General features: G+C 66.8%; 11 protein-coding genes and 1 riboswitch. Of the genes, 1 reads left to right on the top strand and 10 read right to left on the bottom strand.

Annotation, left to right across the window (positions count from 1 at the left end; genetic code table 11):
* Nucleotides 1-41: 41 nt before the first annotated feature.
* The 3 genes from thiC to NWF24_RS01955 all read right to left on the bottom strand — a co-directional run bounded on the left by thiC (nt 42) and on the right by NWF24_RS01955 (nt 4,426).
* Entirely contained in the window at nt 42-1,925 is a 1,884-nt protein-coding gene (gene thiC, locus NWF24_RS01965) for a phosphomethylpyrimidine synthase ThiC (protein WP_258352753.1), read from the bottom strand.
* Nucleotides 1,926-2,015: 90 nt separating this feature from the next.
* A riboswitch (TPP riboswitch) is annotated at nt 2,016-2,121 on the bottom strand.
* 26 nt (nt 2,122-2,147) lie between these two features.
* Complete coding sequence (locus NWF24_RS01960; protein WP_093177258.1) at nt 2,148-2,582, bottom strand: YchJ family protein; 435 nt, start codon at nt 2,580-2,582, stop codon at nt 2,148-2,150.
* A 56-nt stretch (nt 2,583-2,638) separates the two neighbouring features.
* Nucleotides 2,639-4,426 carry a hybrid sensor histidine kinase/response regulator gene (locus NWF24_RS01955; RefSeq protein ID WP_258352752.1) on the bottom strand — a complete coding sequence of 596 codons (1,788 nt, stop codon included), beginning with the start codon at nt 4,424-4,426 and terminating at the stop codon, nt 2,639-2,641.
* Between the two features lie 130 nt (nt 4,427-4,556).
* Between NWF24_RS01955 and NWF24_RS01950 the strand changes: the two genes are divergently transcribed.
* The gene (locus NWF24_RS01950) at nt 4,557-5,309 is read left to right on the top strand and encodes a helix-turn-helix transcriptional regulator (RefSeq protein ID WP_258352751.1); all 753 of its coding nucleotides are present in this window, start codon (nt 4,557-4,559) and stop codon (nt 5,307-5,309) included.
* Here NWF24_RS01950 and iaaH read toward each other — a convergent pair.
* From iaaH to NWF24_RS01915, 7 genes are all read right to left on the bottom strand, one after another.
* Nucleotides 5,302-6,813 carry an indoleacetamide hydrolase gene (iaaH, locus tag NWF24_RS01945; protein WP_375338433.1) on the bottom strand — a complete coding sequence of 504 codons (1,512 nt, stop codon included), beginning with the start codon at nt 6,811-6,813 and terminating at the stop codon, nt 5,302-5,304. The two genes, NWF24_RS01950 and iaaH, sit on opposite strands and share 8 nt — an antisense overlap.
* Before the next feature lie 92 nt (nt 6,814-6,905).
* Nucleotides 6,906-8,036, bottom strand: coding sequence for an acyl-CoA dehydrogenase family protein (locus NWF24_RS01940; RefSeq protein WP_258352750.1), 1,131 nt, complete (start codon nt 8,034-8,036; stop codon nt 6,906-6,908).
* A gap of 37 nt (nt 8,037-8,073) precedes the next feature.
* The gene (locus NWF24_RS01935) at nt 8,074-9,330 is read right to left on the bottom strand and encodes a glutamate carboxypeptidase (protein WP_258352749.1); all 1,257 of its coding nucleotides are present in this window, start codon (nt 9,328-9,330) and stop codon (nt 8,074-8,076) included.
* A gap of 87 nt (nt 9,331-9,417) precedes the next feature.
* Nucleotides 9,418-10,602, bottom strand: coding sequence for an acetyl-CoA C-acyltransferase (locus tag NWF24_RS01930; RefSeq protein ID WP_258352748.1), 1,185 nt, complete (start codon nt 10,600-10,602; stop codon nt 9,418-9,420).
* A 46-nt stretch (nt 10,603-10,648) separates the two neighbouring features.
* Entirely contained in the window at nt 10,649-12,469 is a 1,821-nt protein-coding gene (aceK, locus tag NWF24_RS01925) for a bifunctional isocitrate dehydrogenase kinase/phosphatase (RefSeq protein ID WP_258352747.1), read from the bottom strand.
* 33 nt (nt 12,470-12,502) lie between these two features.
* Nucleotides 12,503-13,291, bottom strand: coding sequence for a carbonate dehydratase (can, locus tag NWF24_RS01920; RefSeq protein ID WP_258352746.1), 789 nt, complete (start codon nt 13,289-13,291; stop codon nt 12,503-12,505).
* A gap of 28 nt (nt 13,292-13,319) precedes the next feature.
* Nucleotides 13,320-13,739, bottom strand: coding sequence for a MerR family transcriptional regulator (locus NWF24_RS01915; RefSeq protein ID WP_258352745.1), 420 nt, complete (start codon nt 13,737-13,739; stop codon nt 13,320-13,322).
* Nucleotides 13,740-13,796 lie beyond the last annotated feature (57 nt).

Raw genomic sequence — 13,796 nt, 5'->3', positions numbered from 1 at the left:
TGACCCCATGGTAGCAACGCCCCCTTTTCGCAGGAGGAAGCTCAGGCTATCGGACGGATCGGGATGTACATCTCGCCGCCGCCCGCCATGAATTCCTTCGACTTCTCTTCCATGCCCTCGGCCATGGCGGCCGCCTCGGCCACGCCCTTCTTCGCTGCGTATTCGCGCACTTCCTGCGTGATCTTCATCGAGCAGAACTTGGGCCCGCACATCGAGCAGAAGTGCGCCACCTTGCTCGAATCCTTCGGCAGCGTCTCGTCATGGAATTCGCGCGCCGTGTCGGGGTCGAGGCCCAGGTTGAACTGGTCCTGCCAGCGGAACTCGAAGCGCGCCTTGCTCAGCGCGTCGTCGCGCGAACGAGCGCCGGGATGGCCCTTGGCCACATCCGCCGCGTGCGCGGCGATCTTGTAGGCAATGATCCCTTGCTTCACGTCGTCGCGGTCCGGCAGCCCCAAGTGTTCCTTCGGCGTCACGTAGCAGAGCATCGCCGTGCCGGCCCAGCCGATCATGGCCGCGCCGATAGCGCTGGCGATGTGGTCGTAGCCCGGTGCGATGTCGATGGTCAGCGGCCCGAGCGTGTAGAACGGCGCCTCGTGGCAGTGCTTGAGCTGCTCGTCCATGTTCGACTGGATCATGTGCATCGGCACGTGGCCGGGCCCTTCGATCATGGTCTGCACGTCGTGCTTCCATGCGATCTGCGTGAGCTCGCCCAGCGTGCGCAGCTCGGCAAACTGCGCCTCGTCGTTGGCATCGGCGCCCGAGCCGGGACGCAGGCCATCGCCGAGCGAGAAGCTCACGTCGTAGGCCTTCATGATGTCGCAGATATCCTCGAAGTGCGTGTAGAGAAAGCTCTCCTTGTGGTGCGCGATGCACCACTTGGCCATGATCGAGCCACCGCGCGACACGATGCCCGTCATGCGGTCGGCCGTGAGATGGATGAACGGCAGGCGCAGGCCGGCGTGGATGGTGAAGTAGTCGACGCCCTGCTCCGCCTGCTCGATCAGCGTGTCGCGGTAGATCTCCCAGGTCAGGTCTTCGGCCACGCCGCCCACCTTCTCGAGCGCCTGGTAGATGGGCACCGTGCCGATGGGCACCGGCGAGTTGCGCACGATCCAGTCGCGCGTGGTGTGGATGTTCTTGCCGGTCGACAGGTCCATCACGTTGTCGGCGCCCCAGCGAATGGCCCACACCAGCTTCTCGACTTCTTCCTCGATGCTCGACGTGACGGCCGAGTTGCCGATGTTGGCGTTGATCTTCACCTTGAAGTTGCGGCCGATGGCCATCGGCTCGACTTCGGGGTGGTTGATGTTCGCGGGAATGATGGCACGGCCGCGGGCCACTTCGTCGCGCACGAACTCGGGCGTGATGATGCGCGGAATGGTCGCGCCCATCGGGTTGCCCATCACGCGCCTGGCGCGCTCTTCGTTGGCAAGGTATTCGGCCATCCACTCGCGCTTGCCGTTCTCGCGCAAGGCCACGTACTCCATTTCGGGCGTGACGATGCCGCGGCGCGCGTAGTGCATCTGCGTGACGTTGGCGCCCGACTTCGCGCGGCGCGGCGTGCGCTGCAGTGCCGAGGCACCGGCGCGCAACTCGGCCAGGCGCTGCGCGTCGCGGTCTTCGTTCTTGGCGCCGTCGTCCAGCGCGTGATGCGAGCGGCCTTCGTAACTTTCGGTGTCGTTGCGTTCCAGCACCCAGGCGCCGCGCACGTCGGGCAGGCCGCGGCGCACGTCGATCTCGACCTTCGGGTCGGTGTACGGGCCGGAGGTGTCGTAGAGCGACACGGTCTCGCCGTTGGTGAGCTGCACGTCGCGCACGGGCACGAACAGGTCGGGCCGGCTGCCCGGAATGACGCACTTGTGCGACGCGGGAAAGGGCTCGCGCGTGAGCGAAAGCAGCGTGGTGAACTTGTCGGGGGCATTCATCGGAGGCACTCCTTGTTGAGGAAAGGGTGCTCCGCAATCGCTCGGTGGGCTTCGGGAAGCCCGTCACGGAAGGGGGAGTGACGGACCGAAGCCAGGGAGTGCAGCTCTTCTTACGCCGGTATGACCCGGATCAAGTTCGCGGGTCGGCTGCTTTGCCATCTCAGCACGCCACATGCGTGCACCCCGGAGCGGGGCCGATTGTGCGGGCCTCGGCCCGGTGCGTCAACCCAGGGGTACTTGCAGGTCGCCGTCCAGGTAGTACCAGCGATCGCCTTCCCGCACGAAGCGGCTGCGCTCGTGCAGGCGCGTGGCGGCGCCCGTGGCCGCGCTGCGCTGGCGCGCGACGAACTCGATTTCGGCATGGTCCGCGTCGAGCACCGAGCGCGAGCGGATGTCCAGCCCCAGCCATTTGACGCCCGGCTCGAACTCGATCGAGGCCGGCCGCTTCGACGCGTGCCAGGTGGCGAGCAGATATTCGCCGCGTTCCAGCACGAAGGCCGAATAGCGCGAACGCATCAGCGATTCGGCGTCGGGCGCGGGCGTGTTCCCGAAATCGTCGAGATAGCGGCCACAGCACAGGGCGTAGCCGATGGGCTTGTCGCGGCGGTCTGTACGGCCGCAGGGGCAAGGTCCGGTGGTGGGATCGTTGGCGCTCATGAAGACCGCTATTGGAACACCTTGCGGGCAAGGTGCCGATGGGGCAAGCCCCGAGGCTAGGCAGGCCGGCTTGCGGCAATGGCTTCCTGCAGGGCCTGCGCACCTGCCGGCTTGTAGATCAGCGCATAGCCTGCGCGCTCGACCTCCGCCCGCGTCGCATGCGCGGTTTCGCCGGTGAGGACGACCACGTTGCGTGCCTTGCCGACCGCTTGCAGGGCCTGCGCGGCGGCCAGGCCCGAGAGGCCGCTGCCCAGGCGCAGGTCGCTCAGCATCAGGTCGAACACGCCGGCCTGCTGCAAGGCTTCGCGCGGGTTGGCCGCCAGCACCACCTCGTGGCCCCAGGCGGACAGGAGCGAACGCATGGCCTCGCGCACGGGTTGCTCGTCGTCGAGCACCAGGATGCGAAGGGCGGCAGCTTCTTCCGTTGGCCCGGCCGGCACGGCCAGGTCGTCATCTGCCGGTGGCGCGGCCGTCTCGTCGAGCACCAGCGAGAAGGTGCTGCCGCGGCCCGGTGCGGTGCGCACCCGGATGCGCGAACCCATCACCTGCGCCGTGCTCGCCACCAGCGACAGGCCCAGCCCGAGCCCGCGGCTGCGGTCGCGCCCGGGGTTGTCGATCTGGAAAAACTCCTCGAACACCTGCGCCTGGTGCCGCGCGTCGATGCCCACGCCGGAATCGCGCACCTCGATGCGCCAGGCGCCCGGCGTCGCATGCCTGGCGCAGACCAGCACGGTGCCCGAGGGGGTGTACTTGATCGCGTTGTCCACCAGGTTGCCGAGCAGCCGCGCGAGCATGCGCGCGTCCGCCTGCACCGCGGCTTGCGTGGGGCGCACGCGCAGGCGCAGCCCCTTGGCCGCGGCCAGCGCCGCAAAGCGCCCGTGCAGCGCATCGAACAGCGGCTGCAGGCGCATCGGCTCGGGGCGAACGGGCGCCACGCCGCCGTCGAGCTGCGCGATGTCCAGCAGCGCATCGATGGAGCCGCGCAGGGCATCTACGCTGTCGCGCATGAAGCGCAGGTTCTCGGCCGTGGGCGGATTGCGCGTGTCCAGCGCGTCGACGAAGATGGCCAGCGCATGCATGGGCTGGCGCAGGTCGTGGTTGGCGGCCGCAAAGATGCGGGCGCGCTGCGCGGCGAGCTGTGCCACGTGGTCGAGCTGGCGCGACAGCGCTTCGGCCAGGCGCGCGTTCTCGAAGCCGTTCTCGATGGAGCCGACGATCAGCCGGTTCTGCTTGCGCGCATAGTGCAGGGCCGCCACCAGCTGCGACACCGCAAGGCACCCCATGATGACCGTCACGCTGCCCGGCTCAAGCACCAGCCGCAGCGCCAGGCTCAGGAACACCGGGACGCCGAAGCACAGGGCGGCCAGCCACCACTGGGCGAGCGCGGCAATGATCACGCTGGTCGTGCCGCTCACGAAGAAGTACATGAGCAGGATGTGGGCAAGGTCGCCATGCGGGAAGAACAGCCACGGCGCCAACGCCCACACCAGCCCCGGGAACAGCATGCGCAACTCCAGCCGCCGGCGCGTGCGCGCGGCAGTGGCTGCATCGATGGCGGCCGGATCCAGCCGGTGCAGGTGGCGGTGCATGTTCCATTGCATCGCGTGCACCAGCACGGCCCACACGAGCGTGCCGCGGTTGCCGGTGAGAACGAGGAACAGGATCCAGAACACCGCGGCCGTGACGGCGGCTGACAGCGGCGTGTCCCGCGTGTCGATCACATAGGCGCGCGCCAGGCTCTGGTCCACCAGCGGATTGGCGTTGGGCGCCTCGATCCAATAGTCACGGAACCGCTTCAGCAGCGGCCTGGATGCGTGTTCGGTGATGGGAGTTGTCGATGGCATGGCCGGGCTGCCGTCGATTCTGCGCGATATACATGACCGCGCGGCGCATGCATTCGCGGGCATCCACCCTTGGCGCGGCGCTTGCTAAACGTTAGCGTTACAACGGCTCCCTCGAGAAAGTCGGCGATGTATGTACCTCACAGGCTCTGAACAGCACGCATTGCGCGGCGTTTTCACGCTGCTGGCGGAAGACCGCGGCGAGCAGGAGATCCGCGAGCACCTGGGCTGGGCGCTGCTCGACCTGCTGCATGCGGACCAGTTCGCCTCGTTCGTGTGGGACGCCGCGAGCGGCAGCTTCGGCGCACGCGTGGCGCTGCACATGGACCCCGCGAATCTCGACAGCTATGCGCAGTGGCACCAGCACCACGACCCGATCACCTTCGTGCTGCAGTCGAGGCGCCGCGCCACGCGCGTGACCGAGGTGATGCCGCAGCGCGAGCTGATGCGCACCGCGTTCTTCAACGACTTTCTCGCGCGCGACGGGCTGCACTGGGGAATGAACCTGCATGCCTTCGAGGGCGAGCGCGCGCTGGGCGACCTGCGCATCTGGCGCCGCAAGGGGCGCGGCGATTTCGGCGATCACGAGAAGGCGCTGCTCGACCTGATCGAGCCGGCGTTCGCGGGGGCCCTGCAACGGGCGCAGCGTGTGGCGGCTTCAGTCGCCCCGGGCGACACACGCGAAGCCGCATGGGCCTTGCTGAGCGTGCGCGAGCAGGAAGTGGCCCGCTGCGTGTGCGAAGGGCTCACCGACAAGGAGATCGCGCGGCGCCTCGCGGTGGGCGTGCCCACCGTGCGCACCTACCTGCGGCGCATCTTCGACAAGCTGGGCATCGAGCGCCGCTCGGCGCTCGCAGGCTGGGCCATGCCGCTCGCGCTTACTTAGGCGCCGGCAGCCGGCCGAGCACCTGCTCCACCGCGAGGCCCACGGCCAGAAGCTTGCGGTCGCTGCCGGCAGGGCCGTCCAGCTCCAGGCCCACGGGCAGGCCGCTGGTTGCGCCGAGGCCCGATGGCAACTGCACGCCCGGTATGCCGGCGTTGCTGCCGGGGTCGGTGTTCTGGATCAGCGAGCCGAAGTTCTCGGGGCTGCTGGCTTCGGCCCCCGCGGCCAGTGCCACGCGCGGCACCGTCGGGAACACCAGCGCATCGAGCCTGTTCTTCGCGAAGGTGTCGCGGTAGAGCTTCTGCAGCGCCGGGCGCGCGACGCGCATCGCGTTCTCGTAGATCGGCTTCGCATCGACCACGCCGCTGGCTGCGGGCAGCTTGCGCGGAATGACGAAGGTCTCGAAGGTGCCCTTGACATCGGGGCTGGCAATGCCGGCCGTGAGCTGTGCAATGTCGATACCCGTGCGGTACTTCGCAAGGTAGGCCACCATGTCGTCGTGCGCCTCGTAGAGCGCCAGCGGAAAGCCGACCGCGCCGTTGAGCTCCATCAGCTTCGGCATCTCCACATCGACCAGCGTGACGCCGACAGCGCGCAGCTTCGCAAACGCGGCATCGGTGGCGGCGCGCGTGTCGGCATCGAGGTTGGCCTGCATGGCCGGTACCACGCCAAGCCGCACGCGCTTCAAATCGGCGGGCTTGAGCGGCTTGCCGCCTGCGATGACGCCGTCGAGCAGCGCCACGTCAGCCATCGATTGCGCCATCGGCCCCGCCGTGTCGCGCGTGTGCGAGATCGGCGCAATGCCCTGCTGCGGATAGCGCCCCACTGTCGGACGCAGCGACGCACAGCCGTTGAACGCGCACGGAATGCGCACCGACCCGCCCGTGTCGGTGCCCAGCGCCGCAGGCGCCATGCGCGCGCCCAGCGCGGTACCGTTGCCCGACGACGAGCCGCCCGCGATGCGGCTCGGGTCGTAGGCATTGCGCACGCCCACCTCGGGGCCGGTCTGGAACGCGGGGTTGTAGCCCGTGACGCCGAAGGCCAGCTCGTGCATGTTCGTCTTGCCGAGCACCACTGCACCAGCCGCGCGCAGCCTGGCGACCACCGGTGCATCGGCGGTGGGCACGAAGCCTTTGAGCGCAGGCGTGCCGGCCGTTGCGGGCAGGCCCTGCACCTGGATGTTGTCCTTGATGGCCACCGGCAGCCCCGCCAGCGGCTTGCAGGCGCCACCGCGCTTGCGCAGTGCATCGGCGGCGCGCGCGGCCTTCAACGCGCCGGCTTCGTCGAGCGTGATGAAGGCGTTGAGGTTCGCCTTGGCCTTGGCTTGGGCGAGATACGCCGTTACCAACTGCTCGCTGGTGACGGTGCCGGCGCACAGCTGCTGCACGGCTTCGGTCGCTGTCAGCGTGGAAATATCAGGGGCTGCAGGCTGCGCGCGCGCCGGCAGGGCTACGGCGCCCATGCACAGCAGCACCAATGCGGGAGAAACTGTTTTGAAGATGGACATGGCAAAGACCTCCGACGAAGAGGCCGCCATGCTGCGCCTGCGGCGCGTAACTGTCTGTCATCGAAACCGATGACAGACGGGCCGCATGTCGTTCACGCCAGCGCGCGTTGAATCAGCAGCTTCTGGATATCCGAAGTGCCTTCATAGATCTGGCACACGCGCACGTCGCGGTAGATGCGCTCCAGCGGGAAGTCGTTCACGTAGCCGTAGCCGCCCAGCGTCTGGATGGCTGCGCTGCACACGCGCTCGGCCATCTCGCTGGCGAACAGCTTGGCCATGGCCGCTTCCTTCAGGCAAGGCCTACCGGCGTCGCGCAGGCTCGCGGCATGCCAGATCAGCTGGCGCGCGGCTTCGAGCTGCGTCGCGCATTCGGCCAGGCGAAAGCCCACGGCCTGCTGGTCGAAGATCGAGCCGCCAAAGGCCTGGCGCTCCTTGGCATACACCAGCGCCACATCGAACGCGCTGCGTGCCATGCCCACGCTCTGCGCGGCAATGCCGATGCGGCCGCCCTCGAGTGCGCCGAGCGCGATCTTGTAGCCCTCGCCTTCCGCGCCGATCAGGTTCTCGCGCGGAATGCGGCAAGCGTCGAAGTTGATCTGCGCGGTGTCGCTGCTGTGCTGGCCCAGCTTGTCTTCGAGGCGCGCGACGTTGTAGCCCGGCGCATCGGTCGGCACGATGAACGCGCTCATGCCGCGCTTGCCCGCGCCCTTGTCCGTTACCGCGATGACGATGGCCACCTGGCCGTTCTTGCCGCTGGTGATGAACTGCTTCACACCGTCGATCACGTAGGCATCGCCGTCCTTGCGCGCCGTGGTGCGCAGGCTCGACGCATCGCTGCCGGCCTGCGGCTCGGTGAGGCAGAAGGCGCCGAGCATCTGGCCCTGCGCCAGCGGTTCGAGCCATTGCTTCTTTTGCTGCGCGTTGCCGTAGCGCATGAGGATGGCGTTGACCGGGCAGTTGGTCACGCTGATGGCCGTGCTGGTGCCACCGTCGCCGGCCGCGATTTCTTCCAGCACCAGCGCGAGCGTGAGGTAGTCGAGGCCCGCGCCGCCATTCTCTTCAGGCACGCAGATGCCGTAGGCGCCCAGCGCGGCGAGACCCTGGTGGGCTTCCTTCGGAAAGCTGTGCTCGCGGTCCCACTTGGGGGCGTTGGGCCAGAGTTCGGCTTGCGAGAAATCGCGCACCGCGTCGCGGATGGCTTCCTGGTCGGCGCTGAGCAGCATGGCGTTGTCTCCTGTCTTTTCTTCTGTTCGTGTTGACTTACTTGCCTGCGCCCAGATCCATGATCAGGCGAGCGGCCATGTACAGGCGGCGAGGAATGGCGCTGATGTCCACGTACTCGGCCTTGTCGCTGTGATAGCCGAAGCCCGGCAGGCCCAGGCTTTCGATCACGGGCTTGCCCGAGAGCGCCGCGTAGGCCGCGTCGGTGCCGCCGCCGGTGCGCTCTTCCACGCCCAGCGTGCCGCCGGCTTCCTTGTAGTAGCCCACGGCCTTGTCGACCAGCTTCTTGCCGCCTTCGCCGGCATTGAAGGCCGGGCGGCCGCGCGTGACGATCACCTTGACGTCGGCCTCGGGCAGCTTCTTCTGCTGCGCGCGTTCTTCCAGCGTCTTCATCGCGGCGTCGAAGTCTTCGTTGCGCGCATAGCGCACGTCGGCATTCAGCGTGGCGCTGGCGGGGATGATGTTCGACACGTTGCCGGCCTTGGCAATGGTCCAGTTGAAGCGCAGGTTCTTCGACTTGTCGTCGATGTTCATGGTGCGCAGCACGAGGTCGGAGGCTTCGACCAGCGCGTTCACGCCCAGCTCGGGCGCCGCGCCCGCATGGGAGGCCTTGCCGGTGATGTTGACCTGCACGTAGGCGATGCCCGAGGTACCCAGCGAGAGTTTCTCGTCGCCGGCGCTGGTGGGCTCGAAGGAGAGCACGTAGTCGGCCAGCTTGGCTTCTTCCTGGATCAGGTCGCGCGAGCCGAAGGAGCCTTTTTCCTCATCGGTGTTGAACAGCACGGTGATGGTGCCGTAGTCGCGCACGCCGTAGTCCTTCAGCAGCTTGAGCGTGTGCAGGATGACGGCGTTGCCGCCCTTGTCGTCGGCAATGCCGGGCCCGTAGGCCTTGTCGCCTTCGATCTTGAACGGCGCCTTCGCGAGAGTGCCCTTCAGGTACACGGTGTCCATGTGCGAGAGCAGCAGCAGGTTCTTTCCGCCACGGCCCTTGATCTTGCCCACGATGTTGTCGCCCACCACGATGCCGGCCGACTTGCTGCGCGTGACGGTGAAGCCCAAGCTCTTGAGTTCGCCCTCGAGGTAGCTGCCGGCGGCGGCGATGCCTTCTGCGTCACCTGTGCCGGTCTCGATGTTGACCAGCTTTTCCAGCGTCTTGATCACCGCGGGCTGCTCGTCGGTGGCAGCCTGAAACAGCACGTTGTCGCGCTTCTGGGCCCAGGCGGCGCCCGCCACGAAGGCGGTGGCCAGCACGGCGGCGATGGCGGCGATGGCGGTACGGTAGATGGATGGGCGCATGAAATCTCCTGCTCTACGCATTGTTTGAAGTATCTGAACGGAAAAGCCGGCAAGCGCCCATCCCTCGGGCGCTCCCGGCCATTGTTTTTATAGCAATTCGAGTGCCACGGCGGTGCCTTCGCCCCCGCCGATGCACAAGGTGGCCACGCCGCGCTTCTTGCCGCGCGCCTTCAGCGCATGGATCAGCGTGACCATGATTCGCGCGCCGCTGGCGCCGATCGGGTGGCCCAGCGCGCAGGCGCCGCCGTGCACGTTGACGATCTCGTGCGACACGTCGAGCTCGTGCATCAGCGCCATCGGCACCACGGCGAAGGCCTCGTTCACTTCCCACAGGTCGACGTCTTTCACCTTCCAGCCGGTCTTCTGGAACAGCTTGGCGACGGCGCCGACGGGCGCAGTCGAGAACCACTCGGGCTGTTGCGCGTGCGTGGCGTGGCCGACGATGCGGGCGATGGGCCTGGCGCCGATCTTCTTGGCTTGTGACTCGGTCATCATCACCAGCGCTGCGGCGCCGTCGTTGATGGACGAGCTCGATGCGGCGGTGATGGTGCCGTTTTCTTTCTTGAACGCGGGCTTGAGCGTTGGGATCTTGTCGAGCTTGACCTTGCCCGGGCCTTCGTCGATGGAGATGACGGTATCGCCGCCCCGGCCCTTGACCGTGACGGGCACGATCTCGTCCTTGAAGAGGCCGGTGTCGGTGGCCTTCTTGGCGCGCTCGACACTGGCAATGGCAAACGCATCCTGCTGCTCGCGCGTGAACTTGTACTTGGCCGCGCAGTCTTCGCCGAAGGTGCCCATCGAGCGGCCCGGCTGGTAGGCGTCTTCGAGGCCGTCGAGCATCATGTGGTCGAAGATGCGGTCGTGGCCCATGCGGTAGCCGCCGCGGCCCTTGAGCATGAGGTAGGGCGCGTTGGTCATGCTTTCCATGCCGCCGGCCACCATCACGTCGTGTGTGCCGGCCAGCAGCAGGTCGTGCGCGAGCATCGCGGCCTTCATGGCCGAGCCGCACATCTTGCTGAGCGTGACTGCCCCTGCGCTGTCGGGCAGGCCGCCCTTGTAGGCCGCCTGGCGCGCCGGGGCCTGGCCCTGGCCTGCCATCAGGCAGTTGCCGAACAGCACTTCGCCCACGGTGTCGGGCGCGATGCCGGCGCGCTCGACGGCGGCCTTGATGGCTGCGCCGCCGAGGTCGTGCGCGGAGAGGGACGAGAAGTCGCCCTGGAAGCCACCCATGGGGGTGCGGGCGGCGCCGACGATGACGATGGATTCGGACATGGAGGTCTCCTTCAGAAGTGTGAAAGCGGAATCAAGAAGCGATCGATCAGAAATGCGTCGCGTGTCCTTCGTGCTGGAAGCGCTGCGATTCTTCGTACGGGAACACATCGAGCATCTGCCCGGCCTGGATGCGTTCCTTGTGGTGCTGCCAGAAGGCGGCGTCGAGCAGGTCGGCGTGGTGCGCCATGAAGGCTTCGCGCACGTCCTTGTTGCCCAGCAGAAAGGGCTCGAAGGTTTCGGGGAACACGTCCTTCGGACCCACCGAGTACCAGACCTCACCGCTCATCTCGTCTTCTTCGTTGCGCGGCGTGGGCACCTTGCGGAACTTGCAGTCGGTGACGTATTCGATTTCGTCGTAGTCGTAGAACACGACCTTGCCGCCGCGCGTGACGCCGAAGTTCTTCCACAGCATGTCACCGGGGAAGATGTTGGCCGCGACCATGTCCTTGATGGCGTTGCCGTACTCGATCACCGCGTGCTCCAGCTGGTCTTTCGCGCGCTTGGCATGCGCTGGGCTCTCGGGGTGGGCCAGCGTGTCGAAGGCTTCCTGCAGGTAGATGTTGAGCGGGATCATGCGCCGCTCGATGTAGACGTGCTTGACCACGACTTCCATTTCCCCGTTGCCGTCGCGGTCGCCGATCTCGAGCTGGCTGGGCGCGAACTTGCGGATTTCCTCGATCAGCTCGGGCTCGAAGCGGTCGAGCGGAAAACCCACGTCGCTGTACTCCAGCGTGTCGGCCATGCGGCCCACGCGGTCGTGCTGTTTCACGAGCATGTACTTGCCCTTGATCTGCTCGCGCGTGGTGTCCTTCTGCGGCGGATAGAAATCCTTGATGACCTTGAACACGAACGGGAACGACGGCAGGTCGAACACCAGCATGACCATGCCCTTGATGCCGGGCGCGATGCGAAAGCGGTCGCTCGAGTAGTTCAGGTGCGAGAGGAAGTCTCGGTAGAACAGCGTCTTGCCCTGCTTGGCGAGGCCGAGTGCGTTGTAGATCTCGGCGCGCGGCTTGCGCGGCATGAGCGAGCGCAAAAACTGCACCCAGGCCGATGGCACCTCCATGTCGACCATGAAGTACGCGCGCGCAAAGCTGAACAGCATCTGCAGGTCGTCTTCGCCGAACAGCGCCGCGTCGATGTAGAACTTGCCGTGGCTGTCGTGCAGGATCGGCAGCGAGAACGGAATCTCGGTGAAGCCGTTCATGATCTTGCCGACCACGTACGCGCCCTTGTTGCGAAAGAACAGGCCCGACAGCACCTGCAGCTGGAAGTTGGCGCGCAGCTTGACCTGGTGAAAGCGGTTCAGGATGACGTGCGCCACGCGCTCCGCATCACGGCGCTTGTTGGCGAAGCTGCCGAGCAGAGCGAAGTCATCGAGCATCTGCTCGAGGGTGTCGGCCAGCGTGTCGGGCTCCGGGTAGTACGGGCGGTAGGTGGGCGCGCCGCGCGGCTCGATGTATTCGGTGCTGATAGCCGGGCGCACGAAGATGAAGTCGTTCTGGAAGTACGCGCGGTGCAGGATCTTCGTGGTCACCGAGTTGAAGAAGCTCTCGGCCAGCTCGGGCTGATGGTGGTCCACCAGCAGGCCGATGTAGTGCAGCTTGATCTGATGCCACACGTCCATGGGCTGGTCGCCGGCCTTGAACTCTTTCTCCAGCCGGGCCACGGCCTCGCTCACGCGCAGGTCGTAGAACTCGATGCGTTCGCGCTGCGCGCGCTGCTGGCCATGCCAGTCAGCGGTTTCGAAACGGTGCTTGGCGCGCGCCGATTCGGCGCGGAACAACCGGTAGTGCCGGTTGAAGCCGTCCATCATCGCCTTCGCGATGTCGTAGGCCAGCGGCGAATCGAGGCGCTGCGGGAACATGGGCGGGCAGGCAGTTGGAGGCGCCCGGGTCGCTCAGGCGGCGGCGGGATCTGTCGTGCCGTCGGCCTCGGGCTGCGGCGTCATGGCCTGCGCCTCCTGCACCGACTGGTTCACCTGCGTGCCCTGCAGCGTCAGCGACTGGATCACTTCGCCGGGCTTGCTCCACTTGTAGCGGATGCGCTGCACCGCGGCCTTGTACACCGCGTCGAGCGGCTTGGCGCCGTCGACGCTCAGGCCCAGGTCCTGCAGCAGGCCGTCGTGCACGCCGAAGGTCCAGCCGTGGATGCGCACCTTCTGGCCGCGCGCCCAGGCGTCGACCATGACGGTGCTGACGGCCACGTTGACCACCTGTTCGGCCACGTTGAGTTCGCACAGCGCATCGACGCGCGCTTCTTCGGGCAGGCTTTCGAGCATCACGCTGTGGCGATCGCGCACGTCCTGGATGTGGCGGATCCAGTTGTCGGCCAGGCCGATGCGCTTGCCGCTGAGCGCGGCCTTGACGCCAGCGCAGCCGTAGTGGCCGACCACCATGATGTGCTCGACCTTCAGGTGCTCCACCGCGAACTGGATCGCCGAGAGCGCGTTGAGGTCGGAGTGCACCACGATGTTGGCCACGTTGCGGTGCACGAACACTTCGCCCGGCTCCAGACCGGTGATCTGGTTGGCGGGCACTCGGCTGTCGGAACAGCCGATCCACATGTAGCGTGGCGTCTGCTGCTTCACCAGGCTGGTGAAGAAACCGGGCCGGTCGCGCTCCATCTGGGCGGACCAGGCGCGGTTGTGGGCAAAGAGGTCGTCGAGGTTATCGGTGTTGTCGGACATAGTCGGCTATTGTCGATGAGTCGTGTTTTCAGGCCTTGGCTTCGGCCGGCCTGCGGGTCTTGGTCGCCTTTTGTGCTTTGACAAGGGTGGCGCGTCCCTTTTTTTCATGCTCCCGCACTTCCGCGAGATTGGCCTGCAGCTCGGTCAGCTGCGCCTCGAGCTGGGCCCGGTGGGCACCCAGCACGCCAAGGAATTTTTCCAGCTGCGGCACGGTGTCGCGCGGGCTGTCGTACATGTCGAGGATGTCTTTTGCCTCCGTCAGGCTCAGGCCGAGGCGCTTGGCGCGCAGCGTGAGCGTGAGGCGGGCGCGGTCGCGCGCGCTGTAGATGCGCTGCAGGCCGGCGCGCTCGGGCGTGAGCAGGCCCATGTCCTCGTAGAAGCGGATGGCCCGCGTCGTGAGGTCGAATTCCTTCGCGAGCTGGCTGATGGTGAAGGTTTGCGCAGGCATGGCGGGGGTCTGGAGAAGGGGCGTTACGGGCGCGACAGCAGGTTTGCGCCGCGATCC

It is taken from the genome of Variovorax paradoxus, from assembly GCF_024734665.1.
Classification (GTDB): Bacteria; Pseudomonadota; Gammaproteobacteria; order Burkholderiales; family Burkholderiaceae_C; genus Variovorax.
The sequence above is the reverse complement of the archived record's forward strand: the minus strand, read 5'-3'. Positions and strand labels throughout refer to the sequence as shown.